Genomic DNA, 16,521 nt, shown 5'->3' on the forward strand with positions numbered 1-16,521 from the left:
TCCTCATGTCCAGCTGTAGAAGAAAGAGCGGCGCGGAGTGAGGGCCCAGTCGGTCGTCGACGAACACACTCGTTCCTTGACGAACGCACCCGCCCTGCCTGCGACGAACATGCCCGTTGCGTTGTCGACACGAGTGGTCCGCTGGAACACACCTCGCCGCCTCCCGAGACTGATGCACCGGCCTGCGAACTTCGGAGCCACCGGGCGCGGCGCGGAACCTTCGAGTCGATGCAGGATCGTCTCGGCCGCATGGACTCCCAAGGGAATCGCGGCCTGACAACTCATCCTCAGTAAAAGATCACCGACTGCGACCGCATCACCCGCACCGACGATGTTGGGGTGGGACGAGCATTCGAGTCGGTCGTCGACCTTCAGACGACCGAGACCGTCGACGGGAAGGCCACTTCGGCGCGCCAGATCGGGGACCCCGAATTCTGTCGCGAGAATCGTGCAATCTGCCTCCACCCGTGCGCCTCCCGCAAGCTCGCAGGACGAACCGTCGATCCGCGTCACCCGGGATTCGGTGACGATGTCGACCCCAAGATCGGTCAATGTTCTGAGAATTGCAGATCGCGCACGCTCTGACAGATCCGGGGCCACGATTCCTCCGGTCACCAAAGTGATTCGGCTGCTTCGCTGCTCAGCCAATTCTGCGGCAGTCTCGATTCCGGTGAGACCGCCGCCGACAACGCAGACCGTAGCCTTCCCGTCGAGTGTCGCCATTCTGGATTCGAGGCGAACCGCGTCCTCGAATTCGGAGACGCTGAACCCGTGCTCCGCCGCCCCGCCGATAGTGCTGGGTAACTGCCCACTTCCGACTGCGTAGACCAGATAGTCGTAGTCGAGCACACTGCCGTCGTCGAGGGTAAGCCCGCCGAGCCCCGCCTCGATCGTCGTCACCTCTCCGAAGACTCGGTGTGCCGCACGCGGTAGCGCCCTGTCGAACGAGACCGTCGCGTCGTAGCCAGCCGCAATCATCTGATGGAGCCTGATTCTTTGCACGAAGTGTGGGCGCGGATTCACGACGGTCACCGTGATGTCCGACCGAGTTCTCAGCAGTCGCTTCGCTGCCATGACGCCCGCATATCCTGCCCCGATTATCACCACGTGTGCACTCATGGTTCTCCGTTCCGCCAACGGTCCCCATGCTGAGAATGCACGGGATGATCAGGCCTCATCGCGGACGTTATTGAACATTGACGCCCTGGCGTTATGGCGGTCGACACATCTAGGCAGAACTGTGCTGCATGCAATAGAGACTCGAAAAACACAGGGTCGACAACACAACACTGGCTCGAATACAACAAATGCTCTGCACCGATTGGTGCAGAGCATTTGTTCGGGTGGAGCTAAGGGGACTCGAACCCCTGACCCCCACACTGCCAGTGTGGTGCGCTACCAGCTGCGCCATAGCCCCGTATTCAGTTCACTCTAACAGTCGAACTCGCAGCGGCTGTTCTGCTTTCCGCTTGCTGGAAGAAAGTTACACCACTTGACTCCTGGGCAACAAATCGCCTGGTCAGAGCGAAGCGGCCGCTCCTCGTCGGAGCGGCCGCTTCAGCTCAGGAGGAGAGCTTGGAAACCCAGTCGCTGCTGCCCGTGTCAACGATCTTGCCGTTCGCCACAACCGTGGGCGTCCCGTTCGACCCGACATCCTTGAGCGCCTGGCTGGCGGCTGCGGCATTGGCCGCGGCGGCTTCGACGTTGGTACCGGAAGAGATGCAGGTTGCCACGTCCTCGGATGCGCCCGCATCACGAGCGATCTGGGCGAGGTCGTCGTTGGTGTGGTCGCTGCTGCCGCCCTCGGCCGGCTGCGTGTCGGTCGCGAAAAGCTTGTTGTGGAATGCGGAGTACGCGATCGCGTCGCCGCCCTGAGCAACGCACAGGAGCGCAGCGCCGGCCCGTGTGGAGTAGTCACCGCTGCCCGACGCCCGGTTGAGGAAGTTCAGCATGTGGTATCGCACGGCGACGTCACCGTTGTCGACAGCGGCCGCGAGAGCCTGGCCACTGAGGTGTTCGAGAGCGGCACAGGCGGGGCACAGCGGATCCTCGAAGAGATCAATGGTTGTCGCGGCGGAGGGCTTGCCGAACAGCACCACTCCGTTGTCCTGCACCGTGACGGCAACTTCGGAACTCTGCACGGAGCCGTAGCCGTCGTTCTGGGGCTTGTTCTTGCTGTTCGTCCACAAGACACCGCCGATGACGAGGGCCGCGATCACGAGCACCGCGAGGCCACCGATGATGTAGGTGGAGCGGCTCGAGACCGGTTCCGGCGAGTATTTGTTCTTGCTGCTCTTGGTGCTCACGCTGATGCAGTCCTTCGTGCGTCGAAACGATTTACCGATTGCTTACCTTGCCACTGAAGACTGAGTATCCACTGAGAACGCCGCGCGTGATCCGGGCCCCAATGCGAGTGGCGAACGCGGGAACACGAGCAGCCAGACGGCAAGTGCCAAGAAGCCCAAGTCGCGGAGAATCTCCTTCGAATAGTCCCAAGCGCCGACGTCGGCTGCACCTCCGCCGCCGAAACATCCGCAGTCGATGGACAATCCCCTGGCCCACACCGAAATGATCACCGCAATGAGAACCGTGAGGATGACCACCGAGACTGCAGCGGATGCTCGCACCGCCAACCCGACGAGGATCAGCAGGCCCAGGACTATTTCGACCAGGGGAAGAGCCGTCGCCACCGGACCCACCAGTGACTCGGGCAATAGTTGATAGGCGCGCACCGCGATCTTCGTCTGAACGGGATCAAAGAACTTGAGTCCCCCGGAAATCAGCCAAACGGCCGCCAAACCCAATCGGGCCACAAGACTCACGATGCGAATTGCCACCCGATCGAGAGTACAGAATGCCCGGTCAGTCTAGGTTTGTCCGCGCAGGAGTATCCGTTAGCACCGTCACATCAGTCAGATCTTCGACGACGGATTCGACGGGCTTCGTTCGCGACGGAACGAACAACCAACCCGTCGCCGACACGACTACTACGGCTCCCATCACCGCGAAGGCCGCCGAGTACGACACATGCTGGGCGATCAGTCCGGCACAAATCGGCGCCACTACCCCACCGATGTCGGACATCATCTGGAATACCGCCAGAACGGGTCCGCCTCGGGCCGTCGATCCGACAACATCGGCAACCGCGGCCTGCTGGGCCGGACTCATGAGGCCGGAGCCGACACCAGTCACTGCGGCAATGGCGAAGAACACCACGAGGTTGTCGGTGAACCCCATTGCGATGGTTCCCAGACCGCAGATGAGTAGGCCGCTCACGACAAAGGGCTTGCGTCCGAAGCGGTCCGAGAGTCGTCCGGAGACGATCAACACCAACGCATTGCCGACGGCGAAGATCGTCAGGGCGTAGGCCGCAATCGAGGGGTCTCGGCCGAGGAACTCGACGACGAACAGGGGAACCATGGCAACGCGAACTCCGAAGATCACGCCACCGAAGGCGAGGTTCGATCCGAGCGCTGCCCGGTACACCGGAGACTGGAGGCCTTCTGTGAGAGTCATCGACTTCACATCGACAGCCTTGTCCGGTGACGCCAAATGAGATCCACGCAGGCTCACGAAGACAACGAGCGCGGCGATCACCAACGCAATTGCGTAGATGATGAACGGCATCCGCAGACCGAACTGCAACAGCGCACCGCCGACCAGCGGGCCGCCGATCGATCCCATGAGAAAGCTTGTCGCGTACAGACCCGACACGCGGCCGCGACTGTCCGACGGTGACATGCGAATGATCAGCCCGAGGGCCGACACCGTGAACATGGTCGACCCGATGCCGCCCAACGACCGGAACAGCAGAAGTTGCCAGTACTCCCCCGCGAAAGCGCACGCACCGGTCGAGACCGCGACGATGAGAAGGCCGACGATGTAGACCGGCCGCTCACCGAGTTTCTGTACCAAAGTGCCGCTCATCGGCGCGAACACCAACCGCATGAAAGCGAAAGACGAGATCACGATCGTGGCGGCGGTGACCGATACGTCGAAGCTGCGCGCGAACTGAGGTAGTGCCGGGGCGACCAACCCGAATCCGAGGGCGATGACGAAGCTGGCGGCGACCAGTACCCAAATTTCCTGTGGCAGCTTGGCTGCACGAGTTTTCATGTCGCCCGGAATTCTAGCCGGGCGACCTGAGCGGTCCGCGGGCTAGTTCGCCTTCAAGACGCCGGACACCAAGTCCTTGGCCGCTGCCTGAACCTGAGCCAGATGATCGGCGCCCTTCATCGACTCGGCATAGATCTTGTACACGTCCTCCGTGCCGGACGGCCTCGCTGCAAACCACGCGTTCTCCGTCGCCACCTTGAGACCACCGATCGCCGCGCCGTTTCCGGGCGCGGCAGTCAGTGTCGCGGTGATCGGTTCACCCGCCAGCTCGGTCGCACTCACCTGGTCGGGAGACAATTTTGCCAAGACTGCCTTCTGTGCGCGTGTCGCGGGCGCATCGATCCGTGCGTACACCGGGCTCCCGAACTTTTCGGCCAACGCGGCGTAGTGCGCTGACGGAGACTTTCCCGTCACCGCGGTGATTTCCGACGCGAGCAACGCAAGGATGATGCCGTCCTTGTCCGTCGTCCAGACGGAACCGTCGTGTCGGAGGAAGGACGCGCCGGCGCTTTCCTCGCCGCCGAATCCCACAGACCCGTCGAGCAATCCGGGAACGAACCACTTGAACCCGACCGGAACCTCGAGCAAATCGCGGCCCAGGCTGCTCACGACACGGTCGATCATCGAGGAACTCACGAGGGTCTTGCCGACCTTGGTATCTGCGCCCCAACCTGGCCGGTTCGCGAACAGGTACTCGATGGCAACGGCCAGATAGTGATTCGGGTTCATCAAACCGCCGTCGGGAGTGACGATGCCGTGGCGGTCGGAGTCCGCATCGTTTCCGGTCGCGATGTCGTAGCGATCCCGAATCCCGATCAGCGACGCCATCGCGTCGGGCGACGAGCAGTCCATGCGGATCTTGCCGTCCGTATCGAGCGTCATGAACCGCCAGGTCGGATCGACGAGAGGATTCACCACTTCGAGGTCGAGTCGGTGAGTTTCGGCAATCGCGCCCCAGTAGTCGACGCTTGCCCCGCCGAGGGGGTCTGCACCGATCGTGATTCCGGCATCGCGGATCGCGTCGAGGTTGAGGACACTGGGGAGGTCTTCGACGTAGTAGCGGAGGAAGTCGTAGCGTTCGACGCGGTCCAGCGCTTGTGCCGCCGTCACACGCCGTACCCCGGAAAGCCCCTTGCGCAGTAGCTCGTTCGCTCGATCGGCGATAACCGACGTCGCATCCGTGTCCGCGGGCCCGCCGTGCGGCGGGTTGTATTTGAAGCCGCCGTCACGAGGCGGATTGTGTGACGGTGTCACGACGATGCCGTCGGCTTTGGCCTCCGGACCCGTCGAGTTGTATCGCAAGATCGCGTGACTGACAGCCGGGGTGGGAGTGTAGGCGTCGCGTGAATCGACGAGGACGACGACGTCGTTGGCGACCAGGACCTCCAAGGCCGACAGCCAGGCAGGCTCCGAGAGCGCATGTGTGTCCCGGCCGATGAACAGCGGGCCGTCGATTCCCTGCGAAGCGCGGTACTCGACGATCGCCTGGGTTGTCGCCAGGATATGAGCTTCGTTGAACGCCGAGTCGAGACTGGAACCGCGATGTCCTGAAGTGCCGAAAAGTACCTGCTGCATCGGGTTCTCGGGATCCGGAGTGCGCGTGTAATACGCGGTGACCAGATGAGGAACATTGATCAGATCCTCTGGCAGAGCCACTTGTCCTGCTCGTTCGTGCGCCACGAATCCCCCTCGGCCCGGTGGTCGACCACTGTGTCGACGCGACTGTGGACAATTGTCTACCCTGGCCGCGTGGCGTGCACGCTCGGCGCCGGATCCGTCAATCCGTGATCTGGATTCCCAACCACGCAGCGGACAGTCCCACGATCAGACTGAGGACGATGTAGATCAGAGAAAGCGCCGTCTGGCGCCTCTCGATCATCCCGACGTTCTCGGTCGCGAAGGTCGAATAGGTGGACAAGCCGCCGCAGAAGCCGGTCGCCAGAAGTGCGGCCATCTCGGTGGAAAGAGCTGCCCCGGTGAACAATCCAAGGAGGAAGCAGCCGATCACGTTCGCGGCGAACGTCGCAGCCGGAAATCCCTTGTATGCGGGCACATACCGCGCCAACAGGTACCGGCCACTCGCACCAGCGCCGCCGCCGAGCGCCACCAGGAGAACTGTCATGCCGACGCTCCGTCCCGCGCGCGGATCCAGCGTTCACCGAGCCCTTTGCCCAGTGCTGCAGCGAGGATCGCGGGAATCAACGTCCCGAGAACATAGAGAATCGATCGCCACGGACTCTCCGTCACGGCGTGAACCGCGAAGGACGAGAAGGTGGTGAAGCCGCCGCAGAAGCCCGTGCCGAGAAAGAGGTACCCAACCTTGTTGTGCACGAGCAGGGCCGCGAGAACACCGAGAACGAACGAGCCGACGACGTTGATGACCAGAGTCGTCCAGATGTGGGGAAAGAGCTCCCCCAGACCGTAGCGGCTGAGCGCGCCCAACCCTCCGCCGACGGCAACCGCGCATACCGCAGCCGGCAGTTTCAGATCACCCATGCTCTGGCCTCACCCGAAAGAGCCTACGTCCCGGAGCGGGCTTTCGGCGGGCGAGGAATGAAGTAACTTGTCCGCTGCTGATACTCGCGATAGCCCGGACGCTGTTCCATGTGTCGCTCGAGCAACCGCGCTCCGGTGGCGAAGACCAGGAAGTAGGTCATGGCGATCGGTGAGAGGACGGTCAACACCCCCGGCCACACGGACGCCGAGACGAGGAAGATCCCCCACCAGACACACGCGTCGCCGAAATAGTTGGGATGCCGCGTCCATGCCCACAAACCTTGATCCATGATGTGGCCACGGCTGCCCGGATCGGATTTGAACTCCTCCATCTGTCGGTCGCCGACCGTCTCGAACGTGACGCCGACAATCCACAGCGCGATTCCGAGTACGACAAGAAGTCCGAAGCTGCCGTTCGACACTGCTGCGACCTGGATCGGCAGGGAGACGAACCACAACGAAATCCCCTGCGTGAGATAGATCTTGCGGATCGCATACAGCGTTCGATTACCCGTCGCTCGTCCGAACATTTCTTCGTACCGCGGGTCTTCACCTTTGCCACGCGATCGAATCGCCATGTGCGTCGCCAACCGCAGACCCCAGATCGCCACGAGCGCAAGCATCAGCAACCGGCGCCAGAGGTCGCCGGTTCCCACTATCGCGGACACGAGCGCGATCAGAACGAAGCCGGCGCCCCATGACACGTCGACAACGTTGTGGCGCCCGATCCGTACACCGATCGTGGCTGTCACCGCCATTCCGACGGCGATCGCCAGCAGACTCGTGAGTGTGACCACTCCGAACGCGCCCCAGTCGAATCCGTTCATCGCCGCGACACCCACTGCGGCCGTACCGGTTCCATACCCGATCGACCATCACCGTGCGGCCGGACCGACAGAATCTGATCGACGCCCATCCTGCCGTCCCGAAATGCCATTCCTCCGCCGACGAGGTAGAGACGCCACACCCGAGCGACTTCGACACCTACGAGTTCCACGACGCGATCCCAGTTCGATTCGAAGGTCTCGATCCACGCGTCGACGGTCCGCACGTAGTGCTCACGCAGGGCGTGGACGTCCCGCACTTCGAGTCCACCTTCCTCGATCATCGCAACAGTGCGACCGACGGGCCGCATGTACATGTCCGGCGCGATGAACGACTCGATGAACGGACCTCCCCCGGGGTGCGGGCCAGTGCGGGACATCTGCTGAATCAGCACACGGCCACCGGCAATAACATTGTCGTGGAGCGCTTTCACGTAGGTCGGATAGTTGTCCTCACCGACATGCTCACCCATCTCGATGGAAGCGACCGCATCGAAGGGACCGTCTGGAATCTCTCGATAATCTTGGAGGCGAATCTCGACCCAGTCTTCCAAACCGAGCGCGCGGACCTTCGCGTCGACAAAAGCCTTCTGCTCCGCCGAGATCGTGATTCCGACAACCCTGGCGCCGTACTCCCGCGCTGCATGCAGGCTGAGCGAGCCCCAACCACAGCCGACATCGAGAAACCGCAAGCCTCGCGCTCGATCGAGACCGACCTTGCGGCACACCAGGTCCAGCTTGTCTGTCTGTGAGTCTTCGAGCGTGTAGTCCGGTGCATCGGAAGTCCAATAGCCCGAGGAGTACGCCATGTTCTCATCGAGGATCAATTGGTAGAAATCGTTCGACAAATCGTAGTGGTGCCCGATCGCCTCGCGGTCGCGGGCGAGGCTGTGCAGGCGCCCCTTCACCTGAGCCTGCGACGCCGGCGGAGCCAAAGGTCTCCCGAAAGCACCGAAGGATCGCGCAGCCTTGACCGCGGCCAAGACGAGCGATGGTGTCGGGGTAATCGACCCGAGCCCCCGCTCGGCAGACACCTTCCACACGTGTGTGAGTGCGTCGCCTAGATCGCCCTCGACGTCGAGTTCACCGAGAACATACGCCTGCGCAGCCCCCAACTCGCCGGGATTCCAGAGCAAGCGTCGCAAAACGTTCGGGCTGTAAAGCGTCACCTTCGGAGCATCTTCCGGACCTGCTGTGCTGCCGTCCCATGCAGTCAACCGCACCGGAAGTTCGCCGCCGACAAGTGGACTGAGGATGTCCGAGAGACGACCCGCAACGCCGGTACCTTGTGTCGTTCGATCCATTGTGGCAGTCATCGCTGGTTCCTCCGATCGAGAACAATTTGCTGGACGTCGAGATACCCCGACCGAAACCCCGCCTCGGAGTAGCAGAGATAGAAATGCCACATGCGCGCGAACACTGCGTCGAACCCGAGCGCGGACGCCTCGTCGGTGCGAGCGCTGAATCGCTCGTCCCACAGTCGCAACGTCTGCGCGTAGTGATCGCCCATCGACATCCGCTCACGCACCCGCAGGGTTGTCATGCGCTCGGTGACGTCCTCGATCGCCCGCACCGACGGGAGAAATCCGCCGGGGAAGATGTACTTGTGCACCCAGGTGTAGGTGTTGCGGGTCGCGAGCATTCGATCGTGCGGCATCGTGATGGCTTGGATCGCTGCGCGCCCACCCGGCGCCAGCAGGGCGTCGATCGTCTGGAAGTAGCTTCCCCAGTACTGGTGGCCGACGGCCTCGATCATCTCGACCGACACAACGGCGTCGTACTCCCCCTGTACCTGCCGATAGTCGAGAAGGTCGACCTGAACGCGATCTGCCAGTCCCGCAGCGCTTATCCGCTTCGCTGCCAATTCCTGCTGTTCGACCGAAAGTGTCACCGAGCGCACCGTCGCTCCCCGTTGGGCAGCTCGGATCGCCAATTCTCCCCAGCCTGTGCCGATTTCGAGCACTCGCGAACCGGGTCCGACACCTGCGCCATCCAGCAGTCGATCGATCTTCCGATGCTGCGCCGCTGCGAACACGTCCCACGACGGGGTCGCTCCTACCGACAGATCCTCGAAGAGGGCACTGGAATACGTCATGGTGTCGTCGAGGAACAGTTCGAACATCTCGTTCGAGAGGTCGTAGTGCCGGGAGATGTTCGAGCGCGTGTTCTGCGTCGAATTCCGTTCACTGCGAGGCTGCTTCGGAATGTAGAGGCCTCGTAGCCGCTGCAGGAAGTCGGGAATGAGCGTCGCCACGCGGGAGGCGAAGACTTCCAGGACCGCAGTGAGGTCGGACGCTTCCCAATCGCCCGCCATGTACGACTCGCCGAATCCGATCAAACCACTGTCACCCACACGAGCAGCGAAGTCGTCTGGGCGGTGAATGACCATCAACGGCGAATCGGGGCTACCGCCACCGGAGAACTCACCGTTGGGCATCTGGACACGCAGCGGCAAACGTGCGACCGCCTTGTGGAACAGGGCGCGGGCAACCGGTGATGCAACCCGCACTTTGAGCCCGCTCGGCACGGTGGCGACGCCCGGCCACCGCTCGGTTTCGATCGTGTGAGCGGAAGGTTCGGTGCCGAGAGTGGTTGTGGTCATTGCACTGCCTCCTGCGGGTGATGTTGCGGTCGGGGAACGATGGGTAAGCGCCTGGCCCACAGCCGGATTCCTTGAAATCGGATCTGCGCGGCGACTCGGAGCGGAGCCAGCGGGATGGCGAGCGCACTGCGCACGATCTCGCGCGTCGTCGCCGGCACACAACGACCGGACACCGTGGCCACGAAGGGCGCCTTGCCGTCACGGGCCAGAACTATCGAGAGCGCGAGCGCGGTGTCGGGTAGCGGAAGTCGCATCCGGTACTCGCCGTCCAGATCGTTGAACGGAGATACGTAGAACTCTTTGGGCGTGCGAACCCCGCCACGTTCGTCGGTTTCGAGCAGGTAGCAGTGCCGTTCGCTGTAGGTGTTGTGAACCTCGGCAACGACGCACCGCTGACTGCCGTCGTCGTTCAGACACCAGAACACACTCAGCGGGTTGAACACATGGCCGAACACACGCGCGTTCGTAAGCATGAGGATGCGACCGCCGGCGAACTCCAGTCCGTTGGTTGTCAGAAAAGTCTCGACGTTGGCACGAATCGATCGAGTGGGGTCGCCGAGGTGATCCCCGGCGTCGAACTTCGCCAAGGGCCGCAAAGCCTTCGGGAGCTCGGGCAAATCGTCGACGTCGACGAGCCAACTGTAGCTTCGGTACTCGAACTCGTTGTGCAACGGCTCCGTTCGTACGTGTCGGATGCTCGTATGAACGATGGACGGCGTGATGGGAGTAGTCACGGCCACCGACCTCCGACGCGTTCGGCGGCACGCAGGCCAGACAGTGCACCGTCCTCGTGGAAGCCCCATCCGTGGTATGCGCCGGCAAACGCGAGTACGTCCGAGTCCAGCTCAGGAAGCCGCGCTTGAGCGGCGACGGAGGTGGGTGTGTACTGCGGATGCTCGTAGGTCATCTGATCGATCACGGAGTCCGGGGACACCATTTCGTCTCCCCCCAACGTCACCAGGTAGCGCCGACCGGTCTCCGGCAGCCGCTGCAACCTCGTCATGTCGTAGCTGACCAGAACGTGATCCGGCTTCGCGTTGCATTCAGGGATGTAGTAGTTCCACGACGCGCGCGCATTGGTGTTGCCGGGCAGCACATTTTCGTCCGTGTGAAGTTGGGTGTGGTTGACGGAGTACGGCATTGCGCCGAGGACCTGGGATTCGGCATGCGTCGGATCCGCCAAAATCTTCAGTGCTTGCTGCGGATGCGTTGCGACCACGGCTGCGTCGAAGGTCTGGATCTGGTCGTCGCCGTCACGAATGTCGACGCGATCGTCGAACCGGTGGACGGCGCGAACCGGCGTGTTGAGGCGGATATCCCCGATACTTTTGGCGACGAGACGAACGTATTCGCCCGATCCACCGGTGACTGTTCGCCAGGTCGGCGATCCAGTGACGCTCAGCATTCCGTGGTGATCGAGGAACGAGAACAGGTACCGCGCGGGATATTTCAGCGCCGAGCCGGGATCACACGACCAGACTGCCGACACGAGCGGAGTCATGAAGTGAGCGGTGAAGTAGTCGGAGAACCGGCCGCTGCGCAGAAACACCCCAAGTGTCTGGTCAGGTGCCGACGGATCCGTGTTGTCGAGCAATGCGCGGGCACGGCGGTGGAAGCGCTTGACCTCCACCAACATCGACAGAAAACTGCCGTTCACCAGCAGCCCCGGCGTCGGGAGAACGCCGCGCAACCCTTGGCCTCCCGAGTACTCGAGCCCGCACCCCCCACACCTGACCGACATGCTCATATCGGATTCCTGCGTAGGCACATCTAGTTCTGCGAACAATCGCAACAATGTCGGATAGGTGCGATCGTTGTGGACGATGAACCCCGTGTCGATGGCGAGGCTTCGCCCTTCCGGGTCGGTGACCGAATGGGTGTCCGCGTGCCCGCCGAGCCGTGAATCCGCTTCGTAGAGGGTGACGTCACTGTCCTTACTGAGCACCCACGCCGCTGTCAGACCTGCGACACCACTACCGACGACGGCCACCTTGCGCTTGTCGGAACTCATCGTCGTTCTCCCATCTTTGTTGCGGCTACCCCGCGACTCATTCCTGCGATTGCATCCGCGACGAGGCGATGCCAAGTCGCCGCCCGACGGAGCATGAAGTGGCCTGCGCCGTCGATGCCGATCCATTCAGCGCTCTTACCCGACGCCTGCAGTTCGTCGACCTTTCGCCGCGACACCTCCGGATCGGTCCAGGAGTCAGCCGTGCCGTGAAGGACTGACAGTGGTGTGTCCGAACGCAGATTCACCGACGTTCCATCGGGCCACCACGGCGCCAGCGCGACCACACCGACCACCGCCGGATCGCCACATAGTTCGGCGGCGACCCGTCCGCCCATCGAGTGCCCCAGCAGGATCACCTGAGCTTGTGAATTACGTTTCGTTATCGCGTCGAGTGCGGCGCGGGCGTCGGCGACCGGACTGCGCTCGGCACCGTTCCAACCTCGGACTCGATAGCGAGCCTGCACCGCCTTGACACCGGAGAGGCGAAGCTGAGCGGTGAACGGGCACATCCGAAGGTTGGACAGATGCCAGGCGCGAGCCGGGCGATGGCTCGATACCTTTCCTCCAGGCAGCACTAGCACCACCAGGTGCTGGTCACCGTCCTGCTGTTGCCGTCGGTTGGGCGTCATACACGGCATTCGGAGCCGAAAACCATTTGGATGGGGTTCGTAGAATTTCTTTTGTGAATCGTGAAGCACTCGTCGGCGATGTCCTCGACGCCATGGACGCCAACTTGGTATCCCATGCCTGCCACCTGCATGAACACTTGCCGACGGGATCGGTCACGGTCTCTGCAGATGTTGTCGTCGCAGACAGCGGCCTCACCGACGACACTTTCAACATCATCGCTGGTGCGCGCTTCGCTGTACCTGCTGCTGAAGGCCCGGAAGAAGACCGACGACTACTCGACGTACTCGCGTGGCTTCGAGCAACCGGTCGTCCGTTCTCCTGGTGGACAGGTCCGCGCGACAAGCCCTCTGACCTCGGCGCTCGCTTGTCAGCCCTCGGCTGCGTGCGCTCCGAGGAAGAAAGAGCGATGACGGCAGACTTGAACGTCGTCCCACGCCCAACGCCTGTCTCAGAACTGTGCGTTCAGCGAGTGACGACTCGTTCGCAGCTCGCCGACTACGCCGCCGTGATGGCCGCCAATTGGTCGCCGCCCTCAACCGCAGTAATACGTTTCTTCGAAGACACCGCCGATGACATCCTCGATGAGCGCTCGCGGAGTTCGTTTGTCGTGGGATACGCGAACTCCCAGCCTGTCGCCGGAGCCGAGGTCCATTTTGCCGCCGACGTCGCCGGACTGTATGGGGTCGTCACACTCGAAACGGCGCGCCGACGCGGATTCGGCTCGGCGGTCACCCTTGCCGCACTCGACATCGCCCGCGAGCGAGGTGCCCGAACCGCTGTACTTCAGGCGTCCAGCGACGGCGCACAGCTCTATCGAAACGCTGGCTTCGAGGATGTCGGTACCTACGCCGAGTACTCGATCGGCAGCGGTTAGACGTCCCCGCGGGGACGCTTTCCGTCCTCATCCACGGATGTGTGTCGGTACTGGCATCTATTATCGAACGTACATTCGAAACAATGTCGGACACGCGCCGGGGGCAACGATGAACGCAGAACTGACCGATACCGCAGCACTGATCAATGAAGAAACGCAGGGTTCCACCCGAAGCGACGTAGAGCAACTCGGCTCCGAAATCTGCGCTCTCGCCGGCCAGATCGCCGCGGCCACGGCTCGATTCCTCACCCTCCTGTCGAAGTTCGACGAAGACCGCGGCTGGTCCGGCCCTGGACTGCATTCATGCGCCCACTGGCTGTCGTGGAAATGTGGAATGAGCCTGCACACCGGCAGGGAATATGTTCGCGTCGCCAAAGCGCTCCGACCTTTGCCCGAGATGCGGAAGGCCTTCGAGCAAGGCCGGCTGTCCTACTCGAAGGTTCGCGCACTCACCCGGGTCACCACGCCGTCAAACGAAAAGCAGATGGTTCGGTTCGGATGCGAGGCGCCCGCAGCCCAGATCGATCGTCTCGCCGCAGGTCTGCGTAAAGCAACCGACAATGAATCCGGCAAAAGCAAAGCGCCCGAACATCTTCAGGTCCGCTGGCATTGGGACTCTGATACGGGCGAGTTTGTCATCAAAGGACGCCTGCCCGCACAGGACGGCGCCCGAATCCTCGCAGCATTGGCGGTGGCGGAACGTGAACGCACCCGAACCGCTGCCATCCGCCCTGTCGACGAGAAGGCTACAAAGAACCCGGCCGGAAATATCGGACCAGGACTCGTCGCGATGGCAGAGCTCGCCACCGCCGCAGTCACAGACCGCACGTCCAAGGCCGCCGCGAACGAAGTTGTGTTCTTCCACGAAGCGAACACCGTCCGTGTACCGAGTGGACCCGCGCTCCCCCAAAGTGCCGCCGAGGAAGTGCTCTGCAACGCGAAACTTCGCCTGGGAACGACAAAGGAGGGATGCGTTTTGAATCTGGGCCGAAGGACCCGCGTCGTCAGCGCCAAACAAATGCTGGCATTGAATTACCGCGACGGATCTTGCCGCACACCGGGTTGCGGGCGGACTCGCTTCTTACACGCACATCACGTGAAATTCTGGGGACGCGGCGGAAATACGGACTTGGACAATCTGATCATGCTGTGCGGCACCTGCCACCGCGCGCTGCATGACGGCCAGTTCACGATCACTGCTCTCGGCGAGCAGAAGTTCGAGTTCCTTTACGCCAATGGTGACGTCATCGACCCAGCACCACCGACCGAGGGATTCGCTGATGGCCTACTGCGCGGAGACATACCCGACGACGCGATCATCCCAAGATGGGACGGCGAGCCCCTTCACCTCGATCACGCGGTCAGCGTCATCCTCGACGGTTGGGCCGCCTGAGGAAACATTGGTCTAGTCCAATCTGAATCTGCCGTGAACAACAGGACAACCCTCACATCCAGGTAGTGCAATTGGTCTAGTCCTATCGCAAGATGCTTAGCGTGACCAAGAAAATCGCACGCACCGCAGCCGCTATCACACTCCTCCTCGCCGGCGCTGTTGCTGCCGGAACTGCAACTGCTGCAGCAATTCCCGGATCGTCCGACCTCAATCCGTCGGCCGCCGAGAAGACAGTTGTCATCGGCCTCGACGGCACTATGCTCAGCCACATCAAGACCGCCGACGCTCCCCGCCTCCAGAAGCTGATCGCCGAAGGAACCAGCGGAGAATCTTCCATCCTCGGCCACACCACCATCTCCGGACCGTCGTGGTCGACCATCCTGACCGGAGTCTGGGATACCAAACACGGAGTCAAGGACAACACGTACGCGGGCGCCCGCTTCGACCTCTACCCGAGCGTCTTCACCCGACTGGAAACAGCAAAGCCCTCCCTCCTCACCGAATCGATCTCCACCTGGGGCGGCATCGACAACATCGCCTCCAGTGGGACACCGAAAGCCGACGTTGTCGTCACCACGGCCGATGCAGGTTCCGGAGCGGCCACCGACGCTGCGACGGCAGACGCCGTCGCCCGCGACATCACAGACAAGGGACCTGACCTGATCTTCACCCAACTCGATCAGGTGGACGGCGCGGGACATAGCGGCGGCACCAACGGCGCTGCGTACGAAGAGTCCATCGCCTCGGTCGATGCTCAGGTGGGCAAGATTGTCGATGCCGTCGATCAGCGCGCAGCAAAGACCGGCGAGAAGTGGACTGTACTGGTCACTGCGGATCACGGGCACAAGCCCGCCGGTGGGCACGGCGGTCAGACACCCGCGGAAGCAACGACATTCGTCATAGCACGCGGCGCGGGATACGCGGCCGGTAAGAACACAGACTCGTACACGATCGCCGACATCACCCCGACAATCCTCCAGAGCCTGGGCGTTGCATTGCCTGCCGATCTGGACGGCAAGCCGCTGGCCAAGGAAGCTCCCGGCTTCGTCGGCTCGGTCGACCTGGGATTCTTCGGCTCCTGATCGCAAGAAGGCCCGGGCCACACAGCAGAGTGCCGCAGCAAGACAGCAGCAAAAAGGCAGCAAAAAGGTCGGGCCGGAGAGCGTGTGCTCTCCGGCCCGACCTGTTGTGGAGCTGCCGGGAATTGAACCCGGGTCCTACGTTGAATCGCTAGGGCTTCTCCGTGTGCAGTTCGCTAAGTCTCTACTTGGATCTCCCAGTCTCGCGAACAAGCCAGGATGACGATCCCAGTCACTGTTTGATGTCCCATTCGACTCCGTGACCGAGCCGAACAGTAAAGCCCTCTAGCTGATGCCAGGAACCGGGTCGAGGGCAACCCCGGGCTGACAGACACGCTTCGCTACTTAGGCAGCGAGAGCGTAGTCGCGCTGATTGGAATCGGCGCTTATAGGTTTGCAGCGACGCTTACGGTGGTCTCTTGCCTGCACCGACACGCTTCCCCTAACTCAACACACGCAGTCGAAACCGTTCAGCCCCGTGTGTGCCCCGCGTCTT

16 protein-coding genes, 1 tRNA gene and 1 other RNA gene are annotated in these 16,521 nt (G+C 62.3%); 3 read left to right on the top strand and 15 right to left on the bottom strand.

The window, feature by feature from the left end:
• Window positions 1–3: 3 nt before the first annotated feature.
• From ATN38_RS24485 to ATN38_RS24550, 14 genes are all read right to left on the bottom strand, one after another.
• Window positions 4–1,119 (bottom strand): NAD(P)/FAD-dependent oxidoreductase, encoded by a 1,116-nt coding sequence (locus tag ATN38_RS24485; RefSeq protein ID WP_218748843.1) that lies wholly within the window; start codon window positions 1,117–1,119, stop codon window positions 4–6.
• Window positions 1,120–1,344: 225 nt separating this feature from the next.
• Window positions 1,345–1,417, bottom strand: a tRNA-Ala gene (locus tag ATN38_RS24490).
• Between the two features lie 145 nt (window positions 1,418–1,562).
• The gene (locus ATN38_RS24495; RefSeq protein WP_218748844.1) at window positions 1,563–2,306 is read right to left on the bottom strand and encodes a DsbA family protein; all 744 of its coding nucleotides are present in this window, start codon (window positions 2,304–2,306) and stop codon (window positions 1,563–1,565) included.
• A gap of 42 nt (window positions 2,307–2,348) precedes the next feature.
• Window positions 2,349–2,837, bottom strand: a complete 489-nt coding sequence (locus tag ATN38_RS24500) for a MauE/DoxX family redox-associated membrane protein (RefSeq protein WP_003942318.1) — start codon at window positions 2,835–2,837, stop codon at window positions 2,349–2,351.
• A gap of 25 nt (window positions 2,838–2,862) precedes the next feature.
• A complete protein-coding gene (locus ATN38_RS24505) occupies window positions 2,863–4,116 on the bottom strand; it encodes an MFS transporter (protein ID WP_003942326.1) in 1,254 nt (417 codons plus the stop codon).
• Between the two features lie 42 nt (window positions 4,117–4,158).
• Complete coding sequence (gene pgm, locus ATN38_RS24510; protein ID WP_070162194.1) at window positions 4,159–5,796, bottom strand: phosphoglucomutase (alpha-D-glucose-1,6-bisphosphate-dependent); 1,638 nt, start codon at window positions 5,794–5,796, stop codon at window positions 4,159–4,161.
• Window positions 5,797–5,893: 97 nt separating this feature from the next.
• Window positions 5,894–6,238: a fluoride efflux transporter CrcB gene (gene crcB / locus ATN38_RS24515; RefSeq protein ID WP_003942344.1), complete on the bottom strand. Its 345-nt coding sequence runs from the start codon at window positions 6,236–6,238 to the stop codon at window positions 5,894–5,896.
• Window positions 6,235–6,612, bottom strand: a complete 378-nt coding sequence (locus ATN38_RS24520) for a CrcB family protein (RefSeq protein ID WP_007731302.1) — start codon at window positions 6,610–6,612, stop codon at window positions 6,235–6,237. Before ATN38_RS24520 ends, crcB begins: the two co-directional genes overlap by 4 nt.
• Before the next feature lie 23 nt (window positions 6,613–6,635).
• Window positions 6,636–7,439: a DUF1295 domain-containing protein gene (locus ATN38_RS24525; RefSeq protein WP_218748845.1), complete on the bottom strand. Its 804-nt coding sequence runs from the start codon at window positions 7,437–7,439 to the stop codon at window positions 6,636–6,638.
• A complete protein-coding gene (locus ATN38_RS24530) occupies window positions 7,436–8,752 on the bottom strand; it encodes a cyclopropane-fatty-acyl-phospholipid synthase family protein (protein ID WP_051649691.1) in 1,317 nt (438 codons plus the stop codon). Before ATN38_RS24530 ends, ATN38_RS24525 begins: the two co-directional genes overlap by 4 nt.
• Window positions 8,749–10,038, bottom strand: coding sequence for a cyclopropane-fatty-acyl-phospholipid synthase family protein (locus ATN38_RS24535; RefSeq protein WP_007731299.1), 1,290 nt, complete (start codon window positions 10,036–10,038; stop codon window positions 8,749–8,751). Before ATN38_RS24535 ends, ATN38_RS24530 begins: the two co-directional genes overlap by 4 nt.
• Window positions 10,035–10,778, bottom strand: coding sequence for a DUF1365 domain-containing protein (locus tag ATN38_RS24540; RefSeq protein ID WP_192712531.1), 744 nt, complete (start codon window positions 10,776–10,778; stop codon window positions 10,035–10,037). Before ATN38_RS24540 ends, ATN38_RS24535 begins: the two co-directional genes overlap by 4 nt.
• Window positions 10,769–12,049 (bottom strand): NAD(P)/FAD-dependent oxidoreductase, encoded by a 1,281-nt coding sequence (locus ATN38_RS24545; RefSeq protein WP_218748846.1) that lies wholly within the window; start codon window positions 12,047–12,049, stop codon window positions 10,769–10,771. Before ATN38_RS24545 ends, ATN38_RS24540 begins: the two co-directional genes overlap by 10 nt.
• Window positions 12,046–12,678 carry a dienelactone hydrolase family protein gene (locus tag ATN38_RS24550; protein WP_063316608.1) on the bottom strand — a complete coding sequence of 211 codons (633 nt, stop codon included), beginning with the start codon at window positions 12,676–12,678 and terminating at the stop codon, window positions 12,046–12,048. Before ATN38_RS24550 ends, ATN38_RS24545 begins: the two co-directional genes overlap by 4 nt.
• Window positions 12,679–12,731: 53 nt before the next feature.
• Here ATN38_RS24550 and ATN38_RS24555 point away from each other — a divergent pair, with 53 nt between their 5' ends.
• The 3 genes from ATN38_RS24555 (at window position 12,732) to ATN38_RS24565 (ending at window position 16,028) form a co-directional block, all read left to right on the top strand.
• Window positions 12,732–13,553 carry a GNAT family N-acetyltransferase gene (locus ATN38_RS24555; RefSeq protein WP_192712534.1) on the top strand — a complete coding sequence of 274 codons (822 nt, stop codon included), beginning with the start codon at window positions 12,732–12,734 and terminating at the stop codon, window positions 13,551–13,553.
• A gap of 109 nt (window positions 13,554–13,662) precedes the next feature.
• Complete coding sequence (locus ATN38_RS24560) at window positions 13,663–14,946, top strand: HNH endonuclease signature motif containing protein (protein WP_218748848.1); 1,284 nt, start codon at window positions 13,663–13,665, stop codon at window positions 14,944–14,946.
• A 101-nt stretch (window positions 14,947–15,047) separates the two neighbouring features.
• On the top strand, window positions 15,048–16,028 hold the full coding sequence (locus ATN38_RS24565) for an alkaline phosphatase family protein (RefSeq protein ID WP_054827378.1): 981 nt from the start codon (window positions 15,048–15,050) through the stop codon (window positions 16,026–16,028).
• Window positions 16,029–16,132: 104 nt separating this feature from the next.
• Here ATN38_RS24565 and ssrA read toward each other — a convergent pair.
• Window positions 16,133–16,503: a transfer-messenger RNA gene (gene ssrA, locus ATN38_RS24570) on the bottom strand.
• Window positions 16,504–16,521: the final 18 nt, after the last annotated feature.

This window comes from Rhodococcus sp. FH8 (assembly GCF_019266085.1).
GTDB lineage: Bacteria > Actinomycetota > Actinomycetes > Mycobacteriales > Mycobacteriaceae > Rhodococcus_F > Rhodococcus_F qingshengii.